18 protein-coding genes and 3 tRNA genes are annotated in these 23,459 nt (G+C 65.4%); 9 read left to right on the top strand and 12 right to left on the bottom strand.

All coding sequences use genetic code 11. The features are described from left to right. The first annotated feature begins 38 nt into the window (after nucleotides 1–38). Nucleotides 39–1,538 (top strand): NAD(P)H-hydrate dehydratase, encoded by a 1,500-nt coding sequence (locus ACZ9AQ_RS11580; protein WP_429205388.1) that lies wholly within the window; start codon nucleotides 39–41, stop codon nucleotides 1,536–1,538. Nucleotides 1,539–1,543: 5 nt separating this feature from the next. Here the strand turns inward: ACZ9AQ_RS11580 and ACZ9AQ_RS11575 are convergent, their stop codons facing one another. Continuing rightward, nucleotides 1,544–2,272 (bottom strand): ABC transporter ATP-binding protein, encoded by a 729-nt coding sequence (locus ACZ9AQ_RS11575; protein ID WP_429205390.1) that lies wholly within the window; start codon nucleotides 2,270–2,272, stop codon nucleotides 1,544–1,546. On the opposite strand from ACZ9AQ_RS11575, the gene ACZ9AQ_RS11570 reads away from it, so the two are divergent. Together ACZ9AQ_RS11570 and mnmH are read left to right on the top strand one after the other, a co-directional pair. Then, nucleotides 2,271–2,897 (top strand): arylesterase, encoded by a 627-nt coding sequence (locus ACZ9AQ_RS11570; protein ID WP_429205391.1) that lies wholly within the window; start codon nucleotides 2,271–2,273, stop codon nucleotides 2,895–2,897. The two genes, ACZ9AQ_RS11575 and ACZ9AQ_RS11570, sit on opposite strands and share 2 nt — an antisense overlap. A gap of 13 nt (nucleotides 2,898–2,910) precedes the next feature. Continuing rightward, on the top strand, nucleotides 2,911–3,963 hold the full coding sequence (mnmH, locus tag ACZ9AQ_RS11565; RefSeq protein ID WP_429205500.1) for a tRNA 2-selenouridine(34) synthase MnmH: 1,053 nt from the start codon (nucleotides 2,911–2,913) through the stop codon (nucleotides 3,961–3,963). Between the two features lie 438 nt (nucleotides 3,964–4,401). Here the strand turns inward: mnmH and ACZ9AQ_RS11560 are convergent, their stop codons facing one another. From ACZ9AQ_RS11560 to ACZ9AQ_RS11510, 11 genes are all read right to left on the bottom strand, one after another. Continuing rightward, nucleotides 4,402–6,321, bottom strand: a complete 1,920-nt coding sequence (locus ACZ9AQ_RS11560; protein ID WP_429205393.1) for a SurA N-terminal domain-containing protein — start codon at nucleotides 6,319–6,321, stop codon at nucleotides 4,402–4,404. Nucleotides 6,322–6,485: 164 nt separating this feature from the next. Next, nucleotides 6,486–6,562, bottom strand: a tRNA-Asp gene (locus ACZ9AQ_RS11555). Nucleotides 6,563–6,701: 139 nt separating this feature from the next. Beyond that, nucleotides 6,702–6,778 (bottom strand) — tRNA-Asp (locus ACZ9AQ_RS11550). Between the two features lie 81 nt (nucleotides 6,779–6,859). Continuing rightward, complete coding sequence (locus ACZ9AQ_RS11545) at nucleotides 6,860–7,132, bottom strand: HU family DNA-binding protein (protein ID WP_429205394.1); 273 nt, start codon at nucleotides 7,130–7,132, stop codon at nucleotides 6,860–6,862. 207 nt (nucleotides 7,133–7,339) lie between these two features. Then, nucleotides 7,340–9,754 carry an endopeptidase La gene (lon, locus tag ACZ9AQ_RS11540; protein WP_429205396.1) on the bottom strand — a complete coding sequence of 805 codons (2,415 nt, stop codon included), beginning with the start codon at nucleotides 9,752–9,754 and terminating at the stop codon, nucleotides 7,340–7,342. Nucleotides 9,755–10,027: 273 nt separating this feature from the next. Then, nucleotides 10,028–11,296: an ATP-dependent Clp protease ATP-binding subunit ClpX gene (gene clpX / locus ACZ9AQ_RS11535; protein WP_429205397.1), complete on the bottom strand. Its 1,269-nt coding sequence runs from the start codon at nucleotides 11,294–11,296 to the stop codon at nucleotides 10,028–10,030. Nucleotides 11,297–11,478: 182 nt separating this feature from the next. Beyond that, nucleotides 11,479–12,102 (bottom strand): ATP-dependent Clp endopeptidase proteolytic subunit ClpP, encoded by a 624-nt coding sequence (clpP, locus tag ACZ9AQ_RS11530; protein WP_429205398.1) that lies wholly within the window; start codon nucleotides 12,100–12,102, stop codon nucleotides 11,479–11,481. A 70-nt stretch (nucleotides 12,103–12,172) separates the two neighbouring features. Beyond that, nucleotides 12,173–13,513: a trigger factor gene (gene tig / locus ACZ9AQ_RS11525; RefSeq protein ID WP_429205400.1), complete on the bottom strand. Its 1,341-nt coding sequence runs from the start codon at nucleotides 13,511–13,513 to the stop codon at nucleotides 12,173–12,175. 31 nt (nucleotides 13,514–13,544) lie between these two features. Next, nucleotides 13,545–13,631: transfer RNA gene (locus tag ACZ9AQ_RS11520), tRNA-Leu, on the bottom strand. 303 nt (nucleotides 13,632–13,934) lie between these two features. After that, the gene (locus ACZ9AQ_RS11515) at nucleotides 13,935–17,045 is read right to left on the bottom strand and encodes an efflux RND transporter permease subunit (protein WP_429205401.1); all 3,111 of its coding nucleotides are present in this window, start codon (nucleotides 17,043–17,045) and stop codon (nucleotides 13,935–13,937) included. Beyond that, complete coding sequence (locus ACZ9AQ_RS11510) at nucleotides 17,042–18,217, bottom strand: efflux RND transporter periplasmic adaptor subunit (RefSeq protein WP_429205402.1); 1,176 nt, start codon at nucleotides 18,215–18,217, stop codon at nucleotides 17,042–17,044. The genes ACZ9AQ_RS11515 and ACZ9AQ_RS11510 overlap by 4 nt, the downstream gene beginning before the upstream one ends. A gap of 150 nt (nucleotides 18,218–18,367) precedes the next feature. Here ACZ9AQ_RS11510 and hpnC point away from each other — a divergent pair, with 150 nt between their 5' ends. From hpnC to ACZ9AQ_RS11480, 6 genes are all read left to right on the top strand, one after another. Further along, on the top strand, nucleotides 18,368–19,177 hold the full coding sequence (hpnC, locus tag ACZ9AQ_RS11505) for a squalene synthase HpnC (RefSeq protein WP_429205404.1): 810 nt from the start codon (nucleotides 18,368–18,370) through the stop codon (nucleotides 19,175–19,177). A 108-nt stretch (nucleotides 19,178–19,285) separates the two neighbouring features. Then, nucleotides 19,286–20,119: a presqualene diphosphate synthase HpnD gene (gene hpnD / locus ACZ9AQ_RS11500; RefSeq protein ID WP_429205405.1), complete on the top strand. Its 834-nt coding sequence runs from the start codon at nucleotides 19,286–19,288 to the stop codon at nucleotides 20,117–20,119. Continuing rightward, nucleotides 20,106–21,527 carry a hydroxysqualene dehydroxylase HpnE gene (gene hpnE / locus ACZ9AQ_RS11495; RefSeq protein WP_429205407.1) on the top strand — a complete coding sequence of 474 codons (1,422 nt, stop codon included), beginning with the start codon at nucleotides 20,106–20,108 and terminating at the stop codon, nucleotides 21,525–21,527. Before hpnD ends, hpnE begins: the two co-directional genes overlap by 14 nt. A 31-nt stretch (nucleotides 21,528–21,558) precedes the next feature. After that, complete coding sequence (locus tag ACZ9AQ_RS11490) at nucleotides 21,559–21,708, top strand: hypothetical protein (RefSeq protein WP_429205409.1); 150 nt, start codon at nucleotides 21,559–21,561, stop codon at nucleotides 21,706–21,708. Nucleotides 21,709–21,725: 17 nt separating this feature from the next. Further along, nucleotides 21,726–22,517: a DUF1700 domain-containing protein gene (locus tag ACZ9AQ_RS11485; protein WP_429205411.1), complete on the top strand. Its 792-nt coding sequence runs from the start codon at nucleotides 21,726–21,728 to the stop codon at nucleotides 22,515–22,517. A 7-nt stretch (nucleotides 22,518–22,524) separates the two neighbouring features. Continuing rightward, entirely contained in the window at nucleotides 22,525–23,331 is an 807-nt protein-coding gene (locus ACZ9AQ_RS11480; RefSeq protein ID WP_429205413.1) for a GIN domain-containing protein, read from the top strand. Nucleotides 23,332–23,459 lie beyond the last annotated feature (128 nt).

The raw sequence follows: 23,459 nt of genomic DNA, 5'->3' as shown, positions 1-23,459 counted from the left end.
ATGACAATCACCCCTGCCCTTCACGACGAGACACCAGCATGGAACGATATCTTTACACGATCGCGCAATTGCGCGCCATCGAACAGGCGGCCTATGCCGGCCTGGCGCCGGGCACACTGATGCAGCGCGCCGGCAAGGCCGCCGCCGACTTCGCCCTCGAGCTGCTGGGAGGCCGGCGCGACCGGCCGGTGCTGGTGCTGGCCGGTCCCGGCAACAATGGCGGCGATGCGCTCGAAGCCGCCGCCAACCTGGCCGAGGCCGGCGTCGGCGCCACCGTGCTGCACCTGCCGAGCCGGCGCGAGGCGTCGAGCGAAACCGCGGCCGCCTATGACCGCGCCCGCGCCGGCTCGGTCGGCTGGATCGACGTGCTGCCGCCCGGCGCCGAATGGGGCCTGGTGATCGACGGCCTGTTCGGCATTGGCCTGGAGCGCCCGGTCGACGGCGACTACCGTGAGCTGGTGGTCGGCCTCGAGACGATCCGCTGCCCGATCCTGGCGCTCGACGTGCCGAGCGGCCTGGACGCCGACACCGGCGCCGTGATCGGTCCGGACGGCGTCGCGGTGCGCGCCACGCACACGATCACTTTTCTTGGCGACAAACCCGGCCTGCACACCGCCGATGGTCGCGACCATGCCGGCGAGGTCCGGGTCGCGCCGCTCGGCGTCGACCCCGATGCGCTGCCGCGCGCGAGCGCGCGCCTGAACGGCCTGCCGCTATTCGCCGGCCGTCTGACGGCGCGCCGCCACAACACCCATAAAGGCAGCTTCGGCGACGTTGCCGTCGTCGGCGGCGCGCACGGCATGGCCGGGGCGCCTGTACTGTCCGCGCGCGGCGCGCTGTACGCCGGCGCCGGCCGGGTATTCGTCGCCGCGCTGCACACGCCGCCCGGCTACGACAGCTGCCAGCCCGAGATCATGTTCCGCCCCGCCGACGACGTCGATTTCGTCGGCCGCACCGTGGTGATCGGGCCCGGCATGGGCGGCTCGGCCAATGCGATCCGCCTGCTGGCCAGGGCGCTCGACAGCGACAGCCCGTTGGTGGTCGACGCCGATGCATTGAACCTGATCGGCGCCAGCCCCGACCTGCAATCGCGCCTGGCGCAGCGCGCGGCGCCGGCGGTATTGACGCCGCATCCGCTTGAAGCCGCGCGCCTGCTCGGAATGACGGCGGCGGTCGTGCAATCGGACCGCCTGGCAGCGGCGCGCGAGATGGCGCTGCGCTCGGATGCGACGGTGATCCTGAAAGGGTCGGGCACCGTGATCGCGCGGCCCGACGGCGAGGTGCTGGTCAACCCCACGGGCAACGCGGGCCTGGCCACGGCGGGCAGCGGCGACGTGCTGGCGGGGATCTGCGGCGCCCTGCTGGCGCAGGGCTGGCCGGGCTGGGAAGCGGCGGCGGCGGCGACCTGGGTGCACGGGGCGGCCGCCGATGCGCTGGCTGACGAAGGCGTCGGCCCGATCGGCCTGACCGCCGGCGAGTTGCCGGCAGCCGTGCGCAAGGTATTGAACCGGCTGGTGAAGGACGCCGCCGGCAGTTGACGTATTTATTCGACCAGGCGGCCGGCAGCGATGGTGAGCGTGCGGCCGCAACGCGCCGCTATGCCCGGATCGTGGGTCACCAGCACCAGGGTCGAGCCGCGTTCGCGATTGAGCTCGAACATCAGCTGGATGACGGATTCGCCGGTGGCGGCATCCAGGCTCCCGGTCGGTTCGTCGGCGAACAGCAGCGGCGGCTCGGTGACGAAGGCGCGCGCCAGCGCGACGCGCTGCTGCTCGCCGCCGGACAGGAATTTGGGATAATGCTTGAGGCGACTCGACAGGCCGACCCGGCCCAGCATCTCGGCCGCCTTGTCGCGTGCCCCGGCGTCGCCGCGCAATTCGAGCGGCAGCATCACGTTCTCGAGCGCGGTCAGGTGGGCCAGCAGCTGGAACGACTGGAACACGAAGCCCAGCTTGGCCTTGCGAAACGCCGCTCGGCCGTCTTCGTCGAGGGCGAAGATGTCGGTGCCGTCGAGCCGCACGGTGCCGGACGATGGCGTGTCGAGGCCGGCGAGGAGGCCCAGCAGCGTCGACTTGCCGGAGCCCGAAGCGCCGACGAGCGCGAGCGTCTCGGCCGGTTGCACGGTAAAATCGACGTTTTGCAGGATGGTGAGCTCGCCGCTGGCGTCGGCCACCTTCTTCGACAAGCCGCTTACCTGGATCGCGGGCGGACGGCCTGCATGAACGCCGGCGTCGCTGACGCCGTTTTTGAATGCCTCGGGATGATCACGCATGCTTGCTTTTCTTAAAAATTTGACTGTCGTCGCTTTCCTGACCCTGATGGCGACGGCGAGCGCCTATTCTGCACCAAAAACGGTGCTCGTGGTGGGCGACAGCCTGTCGGCCGAATACGGCATCGCACGCGGCGCGGGCTGGGTGGCCCTGCTGGAACGCAAACTGCAGCGCGAGAACATCGCCGCCAGGGTGGTCAACGCCAGCATCAGCGGCGAAACCACCAGCGGCGGCCGCGCGCGCCTGCCGGCCCTGATCAAGCAGCACCGTCCCGACATCGTCGTGATCGAACTGGGGGCCAACGATGGCCTGCGCGGCCTGCCCGTGCCGTCCGCCGAAGCGAACCTGCGCGCCATGATCGCGATGGCGCAAGAGACGAAGGCGCGGGTGCTGCTGGTCGGCATGCGCATGCCGCCGAACTATGGGCGTGCATACACCGAGCGCTTCTTCAACATGTTCGAGACCGTCGCCAAGTCCACCAGGTCGGCCCTGGTGCCGTTCATGCTCGAAGGCGTGGCCGACAAGCCGGCCCTGTTCCAGCAGGACCGCCTGCATCCGACGGCACAGGCGCATCCGATCATCCTCGACAACATCTGGCCGCAGTTCGCGGCGCTGATCAAGAAATAAGCTTTCAATGAGCATGAAGTATCCGGAAGTCCTGGAGTTCGACGCCCTGCTGCCGCAACTCGACGCCTTCGATGCAATCATCGACGTGCGCAGCGAGGCCGAGTACGCCCTCGACCACATTCCAGGCGCGATCAATTGCCCCGTCCTCAACGACGAGGAGCGCATCAGGGTCGGCACGCTGTACAAGCAGGTCGGCGCGTTCGACGCCAAGAAGGTCGGCGCGCCGATCGTCGCCCGTAACATCGCGCGCCACATCGAAACGCTGTTCGCCGACAAGCCGCGCGACTGGCGTGCGCTGGTGTACTGCTGGCGCGGCGGCAACCGCAGCGGCGCCATGGTGCATGTCCTGGCGCGCGTCGGCTGGCCTGTGGCGCAGCTCGACGGCGGCTACAAGGCCTATCGCGCCCACGTGAGCGCCGCGCTGGCGGATCCGCCCGCACTCGACTTGCGCGTCGTCTGCGGCACCACCGGCAGTGGCAAGAGCCGCTTGCTGGAAACGCTCGACGGCATTGGCGCCCAGGTGCTCGACCTCGAGAAGCTGGCCGCCCACCGCGGCTCGGTGCTGGGCCACCTGCCGAACGAGCTGCAGCCGAGCCAGAAGATGTTCGAAAGCCTGGTGTGGGACAAGCTGCGCCGCTTCGACCCGGCCAAACCGGTGTTCGTCGAATCCGAAAGCAAGAAGGTCGGCAACCTGCGCGTGCCTGATGCCGTCATGGCGCGCATGCGCGCCTCGCCCTGCATTGCCGTCAAGCTGTCGCGCCCGAACCGCGTGCGCCTGCTGATGGAAGATTACGAGCACTTCTGCGCCGATCCGTCGACGCTCAACGCGCAGCTCGATCGCCTGGTGCAGTTGCATGGCCGCGCGCAGATCGATGCCTGGCACGCGCTGGCCAACGACGGCGCGATGGCGGAGCTGGTCGACCAGCTGCTGGTGCAGCACTACGATCCGGCCTACCTGCGCTCGATCGACCGCAACTTCGTGCGCTATGCGCAGGCCGAGGCGCTCGAACTGGACGACATCGCGCCGGAAGATTTTCTCCAGGCCGCGCGCCACCTGCATCGGTAGGATTGGCGGCTGTGCCGCCGACGCGTTCGACGGCGCCTGCATGCCACACGGCCGTTCACATGTCGGTTGAACGCGTTGGCGGGAAACCCGCCAACCCTACGTATGCCGCACTGCATCGGTAGGGTTGGCGGCTGTGCCGCCGACGCGTTCAACGGTACTTGCACGCCACACGGCCGTTCACATGTCGGTTGAACGCGTTGGCGGGGGCCCCGCCAGCGCACCGCATGACGCACCGTATCGGTAGGGTTGGCGGCTCTGCCGCCGACGCGTTCCACGGCGCCTGCATGCCACACGGCCGTTCACATGTCGGCTGAACCCGCCAACGCTCCGTACGACGCACCAGCGCAAGGTGGCGTCGCCTTCCCCGCCCGGCGATCCACAGAAAACAAAAAGCCCGGCTGCTCACGCAGCCGGGCTTTTTATCAATCAACGATCGGCTTACTGAGCGTCGGTGTTCACGCCGAGTTCATTCGGCTTGACGTTGATCTCCACCTTGGCCTTGGCCTTGAGCGCTTCGACGTAGTCATACATCTGCTGCTGGCCCACCAGGTTGGCGATCTGGTCGGATTCCTGCTTGCGGCGCGCCGTATCGGGCTGGGCCGGTTGCGACACCTTGCCGATGCGGTAGACGCCGTAGCCCTGGCCCGGCACCTCGACGCCGACATAGGCTGGCAGCTTGGTCACGTCGGCCTTCAGCACGGCGATCGCGGCGGTCGGGTTGATGGCCGGCTCCCTGGTGCGCGACACGCTCACGGGCGCGCCGAAACCGGTGGCGTCGCCGGACGCCCTGGCGGCGTTCAGCTTCGCCTCGCCGGCGGCGCGCGCCAGGCGGGCCGCTTCTTCCAGCGTCACGCGCTGGCGGATCTGCGCTTCCACCTCGGCCAGCGGACGCTTGGCGGCGGGGCGGAACTCGACCACGCGGCCCGACACCAGCACGCTCGGCGCCACCTCGACCGCTTCGGTATTGCGCTTGTTCTTGATCGCGTCGGTGCTGAACAGGGCGGCCAGGAACTTCGGGTTGTTGACCGGCGAGTCGCCCAGCGCCGGGTTCGGCGTGCGGGTCAGGTTGTCGACGGTCTGGATCTGCAGCTTGAGCTTGTCGGCGACCGGCTTCAGGCTTTCGGACTGGTCATACGCGGTCTCGCTGAACACGCCGGCCAGCTCGGTGTACTTGGCCGCCATCTTCTGCTTCTTCAGGTCCGCGGCGATGTCGCCCTTCGCATCGTCCAGCGAACGCTGCGACGACGGCTTGACGCCGGTGACCTTGATGATGTGCCAGCCGAATTCCGACTGCACCAGGCCGCTCGTCTCGCCCTCTTTCAGCGCATAGATCGAATCCTCGACCGACTTCACGAACAGGCCCTTTTCGACCACGCCCAGGTCGCCGCCCGACTGGGCCGAGCCCGGGTCTTGCGAGTTGGCCCTGGCGATCGCCGCGAAGTTGTCCGGATTGGCGCGCACCTCGGCCAGGACGGCCTCGGCCTTCTTCTTGGCTGCCGCCTGGTCCGCGGCGCTGGCGTCGCGCGACACGGTGATCAGGATGTGGCTCGCGCTGCGCTGCTCGGGCGTGGTGTAGTTCTTGAGGTTCTTGTTGTAATAGTCGGTGACTTCGGCGTCGGTGACCTGCACCTGGCTCTCGACGGTCGACGCATCGAACACGACGTACTCGGCCTTCACCTGCTCCGGGATCTGGAACAGTTGCCCGTTCTTGTCGTAATAGGCCTTGACCATCTCGTCGGTGACTTTCACCTGCGGCAGATAGGTCGACAGCGGGAACACGACTTCCTGCACTTCGCGTTCCTGGTCGTTGATGTCCGACAGGCGGCTGGCCACGGTGCGCGGCGCGAACGCGGTCGCCTGGATCGAACCCGACAGCTGCTGCACGGCCAGGTCGCGGCGCAGGCGCTGGTCGAACATTTCGGGCGTCATGCCCTGCGCCGCCAGCGCGGCCTTGTAGCCTTCCATGTCGAAGCCGCCGTCCGGCAGGCGGAACTGCTGGATGTCCATGATCGTCTTCTGCAGGGTCGCATCGCTCACGCTCAGGTGCGCCCGGTCGATCTCGGCATTGATGGCGCGCTCGGCCACCAGGTTGTTCAGGATCGCCTGCTTCGCTTCCGCGGTCTCGAACAGCTTCTGGTCGAACTGCTCGCCCATCATCTGGCGCGCCTGGTCGATCTGGCGGCGCTGCGCGTCTTCCCATTCCTGCTGGGTGATCTTCTGGCCATCGACGGTGGCCACACCGGCGCCGCCGTCATTGCTCTGGTAACTTTCCATCCCCACGAACACGAACGAAGGAATGATCAAGAGCAGCAGGATCCCGTACATCCAGCGCTTGTGGGTCCGAATTAATTCAAACATGGTCAGCCATTCAAGGTTGAGAATGCATTATGAGCCTATCCCAGTAGGTGGGAGTCGCTCCTACCGGCACCGGCCCAGGCACAAGTTAAAAAAAAAGGCGAACTCGCGTTCGCCTCTTCTCGTTTCGAGGCGGCTCCGGGAGCTGCCCCTATCTTACTCAATTCTGGCGGAGCGGACGGGGCTCGAACCCGCGACCCCCGGCGTGACAGGCCGGTATTCTAACCAACTGAACTACCGCTCCAGACTTGTGTTTCATGTTTTTCGTTGGCGGAGCGGACGGGGCTCGCCGACGTTCCGCCGGCCGCGGATTCCCTTGCAAGGGAATCCCTTCTCACCCAATCCGTTTTCCCCGCAGGGGGAAAACTCCTACAACAATATTCTGGCGGAGCGGACGGGGCTCGAACCCGCGACCCCCGGCGTGACAGGCCGGTATTCTAACCAACTGAACTACCGCTCCAGCAAAAAACAATCAACTCGACATCAGGACGGATACGACATCATCCTGCTGCTTTCAACGCTTGTCATCGCGAAGAAGGCATTAGTTTACAGCATCTTTCAGCGCTTTACCAGCCTTAAATTTCGGAACCCTCGCAGCCTTGATCTTGATGGGCTCCTTGGTGCGTGGATCGCGGCCGGTACGCGCTGCGCGCTCGCCGACGGTGAAGGTGCCGAAGCCAACCAGGGTGACGCTGTCGTTCTTCTTCAGGCTTTCGGTGACGGCTTCGATCATGGCGTCGAGTGCACGCGTCGCCGAGGCCTTCGTAATGTCCGCGGACTTCGCGATTTCTTCGATCAGTTCTGTCTTGTTCACTCGTTTCCTCGTTTTCCGTTCGTGGCGCACACCGCGCCACTGCTGCAAAAGTGCAAGCGCATATTAAACTAGGGCAACATAGGGATGTCAAGCCAGGCTGGTCGAGGGTCTCTTCGGTTGGTCAGCGACGACGCCCGGCCACACGGGCGATGCAGACAAAAAAACAGGCGCCGCAAGGGCGCCTGTCGTATGCACTACGTGGCCTGTTTAGTGCTTGACCACGTCGCTCTGCCCCTCGGCCGGGGCCGGCGCCACGGCGACTGCCGGGACGTCGGTCAGCGCTTCCGGCTGGCGCTCCAGCGCCACTTCGAGGACCTTCTCGATCCAGCGGACCGGCACGATCTCGAGCTTGTTCTTGACGTTGTCCGGGATCTCGGCCAGGTCCTTCACGTTCTGCTCGGGGATCAGGACCGTCTTGATGCCGCCGCGGTGCGCCGCCAGCAACTTCTCCTTCAGGCCACCGATCGGCAGCACTTCGCCGCGCAGCGTGATCTCGCCCGTCATCGCGACGTCGGCGCGCACCGGGATGCCGGTGAAGGCCGAGACCAGCGCGGTCGTCATGCCGATGCCGGCGGACGGACCGTCCTTCGGCGTCGCGCCTTCCGGCACGTGGATGTGGATGTCGGTCTTCTCGAACACTTCGCTCCTGATGCCGAAGCGCTGCGCGCGACTGCGCACCACGGTGCGGGCGGCCTCGATCGATTCCTTCATCACGTCGCCCAGCGTGCCGGTGCGGATGATGCCGCCCTTGCCCGGCACGTTGACCGCTTCGATGGTCAGGAGGTCGCCGCCGACCTCGGTCCAGGCCAGGCCGACCACCTGGCCGATCTGGTTGTCCTTCTCGGCCACGCCGAAGTCGTAGCGGCGCACGCCCAGGAATTTATCCAGGTTCTTGGCATTCACGATCACGCGCTTCTCGGCCGCGGTCGACCCCTTCTTCAGCAGCAGCATCTTGACCACCTTGCGGCAGATCTTCGACACTTCGCGCTCGAGCGAACGCACGCCGGCTTCACGGGTGTAGTAACGGATGATGTCGCGGATGGCGCCCTCCTCGACCTTGATCTCGTCTTCCCTCAGGCCGTTGTTCTTCAACTGCTTCGGCAGCAGGTAGCGCTGCGCGATGCTGGTCTTCTCGTCCTCGGTATAACCCGACAGGCGGATGACTTCCATCCGGTCCAGCAGCGCCGGCGGAATGTTGAACGAGTTCGAGGTCGCCACGAACATCACGTCCGACAGGTCGAAGTCGACCTCCAGGTAGTGATCCGAGAAGGTGTGGTTCTGCTCGGGATCGAGCACCTCGAGCAGGGCCGACGACGGGTCGCCACGGAAGTCCGCGCCCATCTTGTCGATCTCGTCGAGCAGGAACAGCGGGTTGCGCACGCCGACCTTGGCCAGCGACTGCAGCACCTTGCCCGGCATCGAGCCGATATAGGTGCGGCGGTGGCCGCGGATCTCGGCTTCGTCGCGCACGCCACCGAGCGCCATGCGCACGAACTTGCGGTTCGTGGCGCGGGCGATCGACTGGCCCAGCGAGGTCTTGCCGACGCCCGGAGGACCGACGAAGCACAGGATCGGGGCCTTGAGCTTGTCGACGCGCTGCTGCACCGCGAGGTATTCCAGGATGCGTTCCTTGATCTTGTCGAGGCCATAGTGATCCTGCTCGAGCACGTTCTGGGCGTTCTCGAGATCGGCGGTGACCTTCGACTTCTTCTTCCACGGCAGCGACACCAGGGTGTCGATATAGTTGCGCACCACGGTGGCTTCGGCCGACATCGGCGACATCAGCTTGAGCTTGCGAATCTCGGCCTGGGCTTTTTCCATGGCTTCCTTCGGCATCTTGGCTGCGATAACCTTCTTCTCGAGCTCTTCGATGTCGGCGCCCTCCTCGCCTTCGCCCAGTTCCTTCTGGATCGCCTTGACCTGTTCGTTCAGGTAGTACTCGCGCTGCGATTTTTCCATCTGGCGCTTGACGCGGCCACGGATGCGCTTCTCGACCTGCAGGATGTCCAGCTCGCCTTCCAGTTGGCCCAGCAGATGCTCCAGGCGCTTGGCGACGTTGAAGATCTCGAGGATCACTTGCTTCTGCTCGAGCTTGAGCGGCAGGTGGGCGGCGACGGTATCGGCCAGGCGGCCGGCGTCGTCGATGCCGGCCAGCGACGCCAGGATCTCGGGTGGAATCTTTTTATTGAGTTTGACGTACTGGTCGAACTGCTGGACGATCGCACGTCGCATCGCTTCGACTTCGGAGTCGTCGCCGATTTCCGAATTGACCGGCGTCAGGTCGGCCACGAAATGGGTAGCGCCATCGGTAATCTTATCGATGCGCGCACGCTGGGAACCTTCCACCAGCACCTTCACGGTGCCGTCCGGGAGTTTCAGCATTTGCAGAATATTGGCCACGCAGCCGATCTCATAGATGTCTGCGGCTGAGGGTTCGTCCTTGGCGGCGGCCTTTTGGGCGGCCAGCATGATGCTCTTGCCCTGCTCCATTGCGGCTTCAAGCGCCTTGATGGATTTTGGACGGCCGACGAACAGAGGTATCACCATATGCGGGAACACAACCACATCGCGCAACGGCAGAAGTGGCAGCGTCGTTTGCTCGGTTAATTTCGAAGTTGTCATGGCATACCTTATAGAAAGCGTGTAGCTGAACTTGGGCGCTGGGCAGCGAAAACACAAGGCCACCCAGAGAAAATATTTTCTACAAGTAAAAAAGTTTCAACTTGCCGAAGAATATAGCCGTTCCAATAAAAAACTGCTTTCAAATAGAAAAAGCCACCGCGCGGCACGCCGCGAGTGGCTTTTCGATTGAAGCCCGAAGTCTTTTATTGAGATTGATTGTACCTAGTTGAGTCCGTACGGCAAGCCTTTTTGTGGCGTGCGCATGGGCTTTTTTCAGTTCTCTCCAGACGCCTTGGCGGTTTCGCTATAAATCAGCAAAGGTTTCGCGCCATTCGTGATCGTATTTTCATCGATGACGACTTTCACGACGTTTTGCTGGCTCGGCAATTCATACATGACGTCCAGCAGCGCGTGCTCGAGAATCGAACGCAGGCCGCGGGCGCCGGTCTTGCGCGCCAGCGCCTTCCTGGCGATCGCGTGCAACGCGGCGGGACGGATTTCCAGCTCGGCGCCTTCCATCTCGAGCAGCTTCGAGTACTGCTTGATCAGGGCGTTCTTCGGCTCGACCAGGATCTGGATCAGCGCTTCTTCGGTCAGCTCGGAGAGCGCGGCCACCACCGGCAGGCGGCCGACCAGTTCGGGAATCAGGCCGAACTTGATCAAGTCTTCCGGCTCGGCTTCGAGCAGGATCTCGGCGTTATAGCCGTCCTCCAGGCTCTTGACCGTGGCGCCGAAGCCGATGCCGCTCTTGACCGAACGATTCTGGATCACCTTGGCCAGGCCGTCGAAGGCGCCGCCGCAGATGAACATGATGTTGGTCGTGTCGATCTGCACGAAGTCCTGGTTCGGATGCTTGCGGCCACCCTGCGGCGGCACCGACGCCATCGTGCCTTCGATCAGCTTGAGCAGCGCCTGCTGCACGCCTTCGCCCGAGACGTCGCGGGTGATCGACGGGTTGTCGGACTTGCGCGAAATCTTGTCGATCTCATCGATGTAGACGATGCCGCGCTGCGCCTTTTCCACCTCATAGTTGCAGCTTTGCAGCAGCTTCTGGATGATGTTCTCGACGTCTTCGCCGACATAGCCCGCTTCGGTCAGCGTGGTCGCGTCGGCGATCACGAACGGAACGTTGAGCATGCGCGCCAGGGTCTGGGCCAGCAGGGTTTTGCCGGAGCCGGTCGGACCCACGAGCAGAATATTGCTCTTGGCCAGTTCGACTTCGTCTTTCTTGCCCAGGTGCTTGAGGCGCTTGTAATGGTTGTACACGGCCACCGACAGGATACGCTTGGCCGTTTGCTGGCCGATGACGTACTGGTCGAGCAGCTCGGTGATTTCGTGTGGCGTCGGCAGGTCGGACTTGGCGCCCGCCACCGTTTCGACGTTCGACGTTTCATCGCGGATGATGTCGTTGCACAGGTCGATGCATTCATCGCAGATGAACACCGACGGTCCCGCGATCAGCTTCTTGACTTCGTGCTGGCTCTTTCCGCAGAACGAGCAGTACAGAAGTTTTTCGCCGCTGGAGGATTTTTTGTCTGACATGGGGGCAGGACTCTATTGAATTGCTGTGAATATAACGCTTATACCAGTACGCAACAAGTGCGAATGTGACATGCCGCTAAAGCAGCGCAACTTGTGCACGTACGAACATGCTACCCGAAATAAAAAACAAACGCCCGAACGTGATCGCGTCCGGGCGTTTTTTTCCAACACCGTCCAAACGGTCAGGCTTGGCCGCGACTGGTCAGGACCTTGTCGATCATGCCATAGTCGACGGATTCTTCCGCCGACATGAAGCGGTCGCGGTCGGTATCCTTGTGGATCTGCTCGATGCTCTGGCCGGTATTCTCGGCCATGATGCGCGCCAGGCGCTCGCGCAGGTACAGGATTTCCTTGGCCTGGATTTCGATATCCGATGCCATGCCCTGCGATCCGCCCGATGGCTGGTGGATCATGACGCGCGAGTTCGGCAGCGAGAAACGCTTGCCCTTGGCGCCGGCGGCCAGCAGGAAGGCGCCCATCGACGCGGCCAGGCCCGTGCACAGGGTCGAGACGTCCGGCTTGATGAAGTTCATCGTGTCGAAGATCGCCAGGCCCGCCGAGACGGAGCCGCCCGGGGAATTAATGTAGAGCGAAATATCCTTGTCAGGATTTTCACTTTCCAGGAACAGCATCTGGGCGACGATCAGGTTCGCCATCTGGTCGTTGACAGGGCCGACCAGGAAGATCACGCGCTCCTTCAAGAGGCGCGAATAGATGTCATAGGCGCGTTCGCCGCGCCCACTCTGTTCGATCACCATCGGCACCATGCCGAGTGCTTGTGTATCCAATGCCGGATTACGAATCATACCCGTCTCGTTCCTTATAAAGAGGCCATGGAAAAAAATGCCGGCCACGCAGGCCGGCAAGTTAATTTCTTCAGGCCTGTGGGGCGCTGCCCATCAGTTCATCGAAAGCGATGGTCTTGGTCGACACTTTCGCCTTGCCGAGTACATAGTTGACGACGTTTTCTTCCAAAACAAGGGCTTCGACTTCACCCAGACGACGACGGTCGCTGAAGTAGTACTTCAGGACTTCTTTCGGGTCTTCGTAGCTCTGCGAGAAGTCTTCGATCTGGGCCTTCACCTGTTCCTGGGTAGCTTCCAGCTTGTTGTCGGCGACCAGTTGCGACAGGATCAGACCCAAGCGCACGCGGCGCTCTGCCTTGTCCTTGAACATCTCGGCCGGGAACGGCAGCTTGGACACGTCCATGCCGCGCTGCGCCATGTCCTGGCGGGTCATTTCGGCCAGGCGCTCCGAATCCTGCTCGATCATGACTTGCGGCACGTCCAGCTCGGTCGACTTGACCAGGGCGTCCATCACGGCTTCCTTGTTGCGTGCTTTGACACGGGCGCGCACTTCGCGTTCCAGGTTGACCTTGATGTCTTCGCGCATCTTGTCGATCGAGCCGTCTTCGATGCCCAGCGACTGGGCGAATTCGGCGTCGACTTCCGGCAGGTGCGCCCACTCCAGGGCCTTCAGGGTGATGGTGAACTCGGCGGTCTTGCCGGCCACGTCCGGGCCATGGTAGTCCTCGGGGAAGGCAAGCGGGAAGGTCTTGCTCTCGCCGACTTTCAGGCCCACGGTCGCGGCTTCGAATTCCGGCAGCATGCGGCCTTCGCCCAGCACGAAGGCATAGTCTTCGGCCTTGCCGCCGGCGAATTCAACGCCGTCCAGGGTGCCGACGAAGTCGACGGTCGCGCGGTCGCCATTGGCAGCCACGGCTTCGCCGCCGGTGCCGTGCTCGCCCGCTTCACCCTTGGTGTGGTAGTGCACGCGCTGCTTGCGCAGGATGTCGATGGTCTTGTCGATCTCGACGTCGCTGACCTCGGTGGCGACGGTCTCGACTTCGACGGCAGCCAGGTCGCCGACCACGACTTCCGGGTACACCTCGAAGGTGGCGTCGAACGACAGGGTGCCTTCCGGCGAATCTTGCTTCGGCTCGATTTTCGGGAAACCGGCAACGCGCAGCTCGTTCTCGACGGCGGCTTCGTTGAACGCACGGCCGACCTTGTCGTTCAGCACGTCGGACTCGATCTGGTAGCCGTACTGGGCTGCGACCATCTTCAGAGGCACTTTGCCTGGACGGAAGCCCGGCGCACGGGCCGTCTTGGCCTGCTGTTTCAGGCGCTTTTCGACTTCGGTACGGACGTCAGCGACCGGAAAAGAGATCGTCAAGCGACGCTCGAGTTTACCCAGGGTTTCGACTGCAGTTGCCATTATAAAAATCGTCCAAAAAAATAATTATTCGTGGTGCGAGGAGGGGGACTCGAACCCCCACACCATTGCTGGCGTCAGGACCTAAACCTGGTGCGTCTACCAATTTCGCCATCCTCGCTCAGGATTGCATAATTGCCACAAAAACAAAGGACGACCGACGGTAAAACCGGCCGCCCTGCACTCCAATGTTTAGGGGCTACAACTTCAAACGATTATTTTACTGGAATTTCTGACACTATTGGGCATCATTTTTTAGCCGTGCGGGGCGTGGTGCAAGCCAGGGACTTCCTGAGTTACCCCTGATACGTCGTTCCCGCGCAGGCGGGAACCCAAGTTTTTTTGCGCAAAGTGGCAAAGCGCGTAATGGCGGCAATGCGAGCGAACCTGGGTTCCCGCCTGCGCGGGAACGACGGTGCGACGGTCAGCGGTTCAAGGACACGTCATTCTGCTCGGGCTTCTTGACCCGGAACCACGTCGCATACAACGCCGGCAGGAACAGCAAGGTCAACGCCGTCGCCACGATCAGGCCGCCCATGATCGCCACCGCCATCGGCCCCCAGAACGTCGACCTCGACAGCGGGATCATGGCCAGCGCCGCGGCGGCGGCCGTCAACAGGATCGGCCGGCAGCGCCGCACCGCGGACTCCACGATCGCGTCCCACGGGTGGCTGCCATTGGCGATGTCGTGCTCGATCTGGTCCACCAGGATCACCGAGTTGCGGATGATCATCCCGAACAGCGCGATCACCCCCAGGTTGGCGACGAATCCGAACGGCCGATCCAGGATCAGGAGCGCCATCGCCGCGCCGGCCACGCCCAGCGGACCGGTGAGGAACACCAGCAGCGAACGCGAGAAGCTGTGCAGCTGCAGCATCAGCAAGGTAAACGTGATGAACAGCACCAGCGGCACATTGGCCATGATCGACGCCTCGGCCTCGGCGCTGTCGGCCGCGGCGCCCTCGACCGTCACGCGGTAGCCGGCCGGGAGCTTCGCGCGGATGTCGGCCAGCCTGGCGTCGACCTGGTCGGTCACGGTCGGCCCCTGGATGCCCTCGACCACGTCGGACTGCACCATGATCGCCCACTCGCGGCCCTCGCGCCAGACCACGCCCGGCTCCCACACGAACTGCACGCGGGCGACCTGGCCGATGGTGACCGCGCGTCCGCCGGCGGTCGGCACCAGTGCTTCCTGCAAGCGCGTCACGGTCGAACGCTCGTCGAACGGCTGGCGCACCACCATGTCGATCAGGCGGTTCGATTCGCGGAACTGGCCGATCGGGGTGCCGGTGAGCGTCGTCTGCACCACGCGCCGCACCTGTTGCGAGGTCACGCCGAGCGCGCGCAACTTGTCCTGGTCGAGATCGAGGCGCAGCACCTTGACCGACTCGTTCCAGTTGTCGTTCACGCCGACCGTGTTCGGATTGGCGGCCATGACTCCCTTGATCTCGTCGGCGATGGTGCGCACCACGCCGATGTCCGGCCCCAGCACCTGGAATTGCACCGGATACGGCACCGGCGGTCCGTTCGGCAGCAGTTTCACCCTGCCGCGCACCTCGGGAAAGTCGGTCTTGAACACGTCGACGATCTTCGTGCGCAGGCGCTCGCGCGCCTCTGTATCGCTAGGTAACACCACCAGCTGCGACACGTTCGACTGCGGGAAGATCTGGTCCAGCGGCAGGTAGAAGCGCGGGCTGCCGGTGCCGACGTAGCTGGTCACGCTCTGCACGCCCTCTTGCTTGGCCAGGAAGGCCTCGAAGCGCTTCACGACGGCTTCGTTGGCGGCGAAACTGGTGCCTTCGGGCGACCACAGCTCGATCATCAGTTCGGGACGGCTCGAATCGGGGAAGAACTGCTTTTCGATGAAATTAAAGCCGAACACGCCCAGCGCGAACACGCCCAGGCTCAGCGCGATCGTGGTCTTGCGCCACTCGACGCAGCGGCTCACCAGACGGCGAAAGCGCTGGTAGCCGGGCGAATCGTAGACGTCGTGATGACCGCCCTCCCCGGCGCCATGCGGCTTCACCCGCAACAGAAGGAACCCGATGTAAGGGGTAAACGTGACCGCCACCACCCACGAGATCAGGAGCGCCAGGCCGTTCACCGAGAACATCGTGAACGTGTATTCGCCGGCCGCCGACTCGGCCAGGCCGATCGGCAGGAAGCCCGCCGCCGTGATCAGGGTGCCGGTCAGCATCGGCATCGCGGTCGACGTATAGGCGAAGGTGGCCGCCTCGAAGCGCGACAGGCCCTCTTCCATCTTGCGCACCATCATCTCCACCGCGATGATGGCGTCGTCGACCAGCAGGCCAAGCGCGATGATCAGGGCGCCGAGCGAAATCTTGTGCAGCGAGATATCCAGCATGCGCATGAACAGGAAGGTAATGGCCAGCACCAGCGGGATCGACAGCGCCACCACCAGGCCCGGATACACGTCCACCCGCCACTTCGGCTTGGTATGCAGGCCCAGGGCCAGGAAGGACACGACCAGCACGATCACCACCGCCTCGATCAGCACCTTGATGAATTCGCCCACCGACGCCGTGACCGCCTGCGGCTGGTCGGCCACCCGTTCGAGCTCGATGCCGACCGGGAGCTGGCTCCGGATGCGCTCCACCGTCTCGCTCAAGCCTTCACCCATGGTGATGATGTTGCCGCCCTTTTGCATCGACACGCCCAGGCCGATCACTTCCTTGCCGTTGAAGCGCATCTTGTCCGCCGGCGGATCCTGGTAGCCGCGCTTGACGGTGGCGAAGTCGCCCAGCCGGAAGGTGGTGCCGCCGGCGCGCAACTGCAGGTCTTCGATCTGCTCCAGCGTACGCAGCGCGCCGGTCACGCGCACCTGCAGGTTCTCCATCGGCGTCACCAGCACGCCGCTCGCCTCGATCTCGTTCTGGGTCGCGATCTGGTTGACGATCTGCTCGAACGGCACGCCCAGCTGGGCGAACTTCTTGCTCGAGAACTCGATGTACACCTTTTCGTTCTGCACCCCGAACTGCTCGACCTTGGCCACCAGCGGCACGCGCAGCAGTTGCTGGCGCACGAAGTCGGCATAGTCGCGCATCTCGGCATAGGTGAAGCCGTCGCCCGAGAGCGCGAAGATGGAGCCGTAGGTGTCGCCGAATTCGTCGTTGAAGAACGGCCCGATCACGCCCTGCGGCAGGGTGCCCGCGATGTCGCCGATCTTCTTGCGCACCTGGTACCAGGCCGGCGAGGTCTCGGACGGCGGCGTCGATTCGCGCAGCTCGAGGATGATGGTGGTCTCGCCCGGCTTGGAAAAGCTGCGGATGGTGTGGATGTACGGCGTCTCCTGGAGCTTCCTTTCCAGCGGGTCGGTCACCTGCTCGGCCATCTGCAGCGCGGTGGCGCCCGGCCACACGGCGCTCACCACCATCGCGCGGAAGGTGAAGGGGGGATCCTCGTCCTGGCCCAGCTCGAAGTAACTGAGGATCCCGAACAGCATGCAGGCGGCGATCAGGAAACGCGTGAGGGGGATGTGCTCCAGCGCCCAGCGCGACAGGTTGAAGTCCTTCATTTGCCGACCTCGCCCGACACGAGCGCTTCGGTGTCGGCGCGACGCGAGACGTCGGCGGTGAGGATGCGCACCTTCTGGCCTTCCTTTAGCAGGTTGACGCCGGCGGTGACGACCTGCTGGCCCGCGCTGATCTGCCCGGTGACCAGCACGTCATTGCGCACCTGGCCGACCACCTGCACCGGCGCCAGCCTGACCGCGCCGTTCTCGACGATCCAGACGGCGCTGCCGCCCTTGTGCTGCACCAGGGCGGTCAAGGGCAGGCGCAGGCCGGCCGCGCCACGGCCGCCGGCGGGCGCGCCGCTGACCAGTTCGACGGTCGCGGTCATGCCCAGGCGCGCCTCGGCATTCTCGGGCAGCGCCACTTTCACCGTATAGGTGCGGGTGGCCGGATCGGCCACCGGCGAGACTTCGCGGATCTTGCCGGGAATCGCCACCGCCTCGTTGGCCCACAGGCGCACGGTGACGTTGCGGGCGGCCCGCAGCTGGCCGACCTTGTCTTCGGGGATGCCGATCACCACTTCCTTCTCGACCGTGCGCGCCACCCGCACCACCGGGCTGCCGGGTTGCACCACCTGCCCCACCTCGGCCTCGATGGCGGTCACCACGCCGTCGGCGTCGGCCGTCAGGTTCGTATAGGTGGACTGGTTGGCCTGCCCGCGCAGGCCGGCGAGGGCGGCGTCGACATTGGCCTGGGCCGCCTTCAGGGCGCTTTGCTTGGCGTCGAGCACGGCCTGGCTGACGAAATTCTGGGTGCGCAGGTCGACGTGGCGCTTGTAGTCGGCCCTGGCCAGGTCGCGCTCGGTCTCGGCGGCGCGCAGGGTGGCCCTCGCCTGGCTTTCGGCCAGGCGCAGGTCTTGCGGGTCGAGCTGCATCAGCACGTCGCCGCGCTTGACCGTGGCGCCGACGTCCACCTTGCGCTCGACGATCTTGCCGCCGACCCGGAAACCGAGCTGCGACTCGTAGCGCGGGCGCACGTCGCCCGAGAATTCCTGGCGCTCGCCCGCCGTATCCAGGGCCAGGGTGGTCACGCGTACGGGACGCACGTCTTCGGGAGGCGGGGCGGGCTTGGAACAGGCAACGAGCGCGGCGGCAACGAGCGGCGCCAGCAGGGCCGCGCGCAGGGCGGAACAAGAAAATCGGGCAAACACGGTGGCAATCCTTTGGCTGATCATGAGCTGATCTGGCTGATCTTTGGCTGATCTTTGCGGCGTCTCGGGCCGGAGCTGGCTGCGCATCGGCATCAGACAAGCGCCAGTTTGTAATCCAGCAATTATAATCATGCAAATAGATAAACCAGGTGACTTTAGAGTCATCCGTCCAAAATGGCCGTAGATCACTACGAAAACTTTCCTGTCGCTTCGATCCTGCTGCCGCGCCGCCTGGTGCCGGCGGTCGAGGCGATCTATGCGTTCGCGCGCAGCGCCGACGACCTGGCCGACGAAGGCCATGCGACTCCCGAAGAGCGGCTGGCGGCCCTCGCGGCCTACGAACGCGAGCTGGACCTGATCGATGCCGGCCAGACGTCGTCGAACCCGATGTTCGCGCGCCTGGCCGGCGTCGTCGCCCAGTATCGCCTGCCGCTCGCCCCGCTGCGCGACCTGCTGTCGGCGTTCAGGCAGGACGTCGTCACCCAGCGCTATGCCGACTATGCCAGCCTGCTCGATTACTGCCGCCGCTCGGCCGATCCGGTCGGGCGCCTGATGCTGGCGCTGTACGGCGCCGACGGCGCCAGTAATCTGCGCGACGCCGACGCCATCTGCAGCGCGCTGCAGCTGACGAACTTCCTGCAGGACGTGGCGATCGACCTCGAGAAGGGGCGTATTTATCTGCCGCTGGAAGACCTGGCACGGTTCAAGGTGGGCGAGGCGGCGCTGCGCGCCGGCACGGTCGACGCGCCGTTCCAGGCCCTGATGCGCTTCGAGGTCGAGCGCGCCCGCGCGCTGATGCTGTCGGGCGCGCCGCTGGCCAAGCGCCTGCCGGGCCGGATCGGCTGGGAGTTGCGCATGATCGTCCAGGGCGGCCTGCGCATCCTCGACCGCATCGAGCAGGCCGGCTACGACGTGTTCCGGCGCCGCCCGGTGCTGGCGGCGCCCGACTGGCTCATGGTCGGCTGGCGCGCATTGCGCATGTAGCGACGCTTTCTGCGTCCCCGATTTCACACTCATCGGATAAGATAGCGGATTGACCGCGCGCCGGGACCCGATTCGGCCGCGTCCCGACCAGCATTTCACGACGATTTCATGTCTCCAGACGAATACTGCCAGCAAAAGACCGTCCAGAGCGGCTCCAGTTTCTACTACAGCTTCCTGTTCCTCCCGCCCGAGCGCCGGCGCGCGATCACGGCGCTGTACGCCTTTTGCCGCGAAGTCGACGACACCGTCGACGAGGCCACCGACGGTTCGGTGGCGCGCATCAAGCTGGCCTGGTGGCGCACCGAGGTCTCGAAGATGTATTCGGGCGTCCCGACGCACCCGGTGATGCTGGCGCTGCAGCCGCACATCGCCACCTACCAGCTGGAAGAAAAACACCTGCAGGCGATCGTCGACGGCATGGAGATGGACCTGGACCAGAGCCGCTACCTCGACTACCCCGGCCTGCAGCGCTATTGCTGGCACGTGGCGGGCGTGGTCGGCATCCTGTCGGCCAGCATCTTCGGCCATACCAACCCGCAGACCCTGGCCTACGCCGAAAAGCTCGGCCTGGCCTTCCAGCTGACGAACATCATCCGCGACGTCGGCGACGATGCGCGCAAGGGCCGCATCTACCTGCCGGTCAACGAGCTGCAGCAGTTCGGCGTCACCGCCAACGACCTGCTCAAGCTGCAGCACAGCGACAAGTTCGAGGCGCTGATGCGCTTCCAGGCCGCGCGCGCGCAAGCCGTCTACGACGAAGCGCTGGCCCTGCTGCCGAAAGAAGACCGGCGCGCCCAGCGTCCCGGCCTGATGATGGCCGCCATCTACCGCACGCTGCTGGACGAGATCCAGCGCGACGGCTTCCACGTGCTCAACCAGCGCATCTCGCTCACGCCGTTGCGCAAACTCTGGCTGGCGTGGAAGACCTATGTCCGCACCTGAAGGCAAGCCGGGGGCGCTGCGGGTCGCGGTCGCCGGTGGCGGCTGGGCCGGCTGCGCCGCGGCGCTCGAGCTGGCGCGCCAGGGCTGCGCGGTGACCCTGTTCGAAGCCGCCCGCAGCCTGGGCGGCCGCGCGCGCGGCGTCGAGGTGCGCGGCATGGCCCTGGACAACGGTCAGCACATCCTGCTGGGCGCCTACCGCGAATCGCTGCGCCTGATGCGACGGGTGGGCGTGCCTGAAAACACCGCTTTCCTGCGCCTGCCGGTCCAGATGCGCTATCCGGCGGGCGGCGACGGCATGGACTTCGCCGCGCCACGCCTGCCGGCGCCGCTGCATCTGGCCGTGGCCCTGCTGCGCGCCAGGGGCTTGGCGCGCGCCGACAAGCTGGCGCTGGCGCGCTTGAACAGCGCCGCGCGCTGGATGGGCTGGCGGCTGAACGACGACTGCACGGTGCTCGAACTCCTGGAGCGCTTCGACCAGACCGAGCGCCTGACCCGGCTGATGTGGCGCCCGCTGTGCATCGCGGCCCTGAACACGCCGCCCGAGCGCGCCTCGGCCAACGTGTTCCTGGCGGTGCTGCGCGACAGCCTGGGCGCCGGCCGGCGCGCCGCTTCCGACATGCTGCTGCCGCGCCTGCCGATGGGGGCGCTGTTCCCGGAACCCGCGGGCGCCTGGCTCGCGCGTCACGGTCATGCCGTGCGCCTGGGCGTCAAGGTCGCGGGCATCCGGCGCGATGGCGACGGCTGGCTGGTGGAGCCCGGCGCCGACCTGCCGGCCGAGCGCTTCGACGCGGTGGTGCTGGCCACCCCGGCGCCGGTGAGCGCGGCGCTGCTGGCGGCGCTGCCCGAAGCCGCCGCGCTGGCCGGCCAGCTGGAAGCCTTGACCCACGAGCCGATCGCCACCTGCTACCTGCAATACGCGCCCGGCACCCGGCTGGCGCTGCCTTTCTACGCCCTGCTGGACGACCCTGCAACGGGGCGCTGGGGCCAGTTCGTGTTCGACCGCGCCCAGCTGGACGCGGCCCACGACGGCCTGCTGGCGGTGGTGGTGAGCGCCGCCTTTGAAGCCGCGCGCCTGCCGCGCGAGCGGCTGGCAGGCGCCATCGCGTCCCAGCTGGCCCACGATTTCGGCCGGCCGGAACTGGCCGCGCCAAGCTGGACCCAGCTGATCACCGAGAAGCGCGCCACCTTCAGCTGCACACCCGGACTAGTGCGCCCAAGCAACACGTCCCTGCCCGGCCTGGTGCTGGCGGGCGACTACACGGCCAGCGACTACCCGGCCACGCTGGAGACAGCGGTGCGCAGCGGCCAGGCGGCGGCGACGGCCATCCGCGCCTACGGCGCCCTGCCCCGCGAAAAGCGCAGCCTGTCGCACACCCATGGCGCCGCATCCAGCGATTCCGTAAGGTAGCAGCATCCCAACCCGTCCGATGGAAATGACCATGAAACCCCGTCTCGGCCTGCACACCGTTGCCATTCTTGCCATCGTGGCGCTGAGCACGCTGGTGCTGGTCAAGCCCGAGCTGATCGGCGGCTCGGCGCAATCGACCGCGGTGGCGATCGGCGCCATCCCGGCCCTCGGCCACCACTGACGGAGAACCGCAAGCACATGGGCAAGCTGGAATACCTCGACGCGCTCAAGCGGGCCCTGATGGGCCTGCCGCCGGAGATCCAGGCCAAAACCCTGGCCTGGTACGAGCAGCGCTTCGTCGACGGCAGCGCCGCCGGCCGACCGGAACACGAGGTGGCCGCCGAGCTGGGCGAACCGCGCCAGGTCGCGCTGACCCTGCGCGCCAGCGCCCACTTGGCCGACCTCAAGGACACGGACAGGAAGCCGCCGACGAATGTCGCGCGCATGGCCGTTTCCAGCATCGGCCTGCTGATATTCAATCTGTTCATGCTGATCCCGGCCGCGGTCTTCGCTTCGCTGCTGATGTCGCTGTACCTGTCCGCCTTCGGCGTCTATGTCTCGGGCATCGCCGTGACCGCGAGCGGGTTGGCCGGCTCGAATGAACTGATCCTGAGCGCCCCGCTGACCCGCATGGTGACCGGCGACGACGGCGAGCCGGTCGAATCCCAGACCCGGGTCACGATCGGCGCCAACGGCATCCATGTGTTCGACGAGCCGGCGCCTGGCCTCGACGAGGACAACCCCGAGGCCCGCGCCGGGCGCGCCGAGCGCGACTCGCGCTTCATGCGCGGGGCCGAGGCGGTGGCCGAACGCAAGATCCAGATCACGACCGAGCTGGATCCCGGCTCGCGCACCACGCAAGTGGCGTTCGGCTGCGCGCTGATCCTGGGCGGCATCGCGCTGTTCCTGCTGTCGATCGTGCTCACCAAATACACGCTGCTGGGCATCCGCCGCTACGTGAACATGAACCTGTCGCTGCTGAGGGGATAAGGACACCATGCGCGCCCTGCTGAAAATCGGACTCGCCCTGCTGCTGCTGGCCGCCGTGCTGGTGGCGCTGAGCTACAGCATGCTGCGCGCTACCGGCACCACCACGGCCGCCGAGCGGCGCCAGGTGGCGCAAGTCACGCGCAGCGTGCCGTCCGGCGTCGAGATGGTCGAGCTCGACGGCCCGATCGACCTCAACCTGCGCTATGGCGCCACGCCGTCGCTCCAGGTCAGCGGCGAGCAGCGCATGCTCGGCAACGTCGAAGTCCAGGGCGACGGCAATGTGCTGCGCATCGGCATCCGCGGCATGGTGCTGCGCCACCGCGAACCGCTGGTGGTCGACCTGGTCTTGCCGGTCTTGACCTCGGTGCGGATCGACGGCAGCGGCGACAGCAGCATCAACGGCTTCTCGGGCGACGCGGTCGCCATCGAGCTCAACGGTTCTGGCAGCGTGCGCTTCAACGGGCGTTTCCGCACCGCCAGGGTGGGCCTGAGCGGCAGCGGCGACCTCGACGTGAACGGCGGCGCCGCCATGGACCGGGTCGAGACGCGCCTGATGGGATCGGGCCGCATCACCGTGGTCGGCACCGCGCGCGAACTCGACGCCAGTACCACCGGCTCGGGCCACCTCGACGCCGAGCACCTGCGCGCCGAGGAAGTGACGGTGAGCCAGAGCGGCTCGGGCGACAGCGCGGTGCAGGCGCGCGGCAAAGTAAAAGTGTCGCTCAGCGGCAGCGGCGACGTCTTGGTGTATGGCAATCCGGGCGAGCGCAGCGTCAGCCGGGCGGGGAGCGGGAGCGTCAGTTACCACGAGTGAGCGGCCGGACGGTTTCGAGGAAAAGCGAATTGAAATTCGGTATTCCATGAATACGCCGGGTTCGGTCAGCGCGTGGAGCTGCTGGCGAACTGACCCGAACCATCATCCATACCGGTCGCAACCGGTAT

The organism is Massilia sp. UYP34, from assembly GCF_056279385.1.
This window is presented reverse-complemented; position numbering and strand designations above follow the sequence as displayed.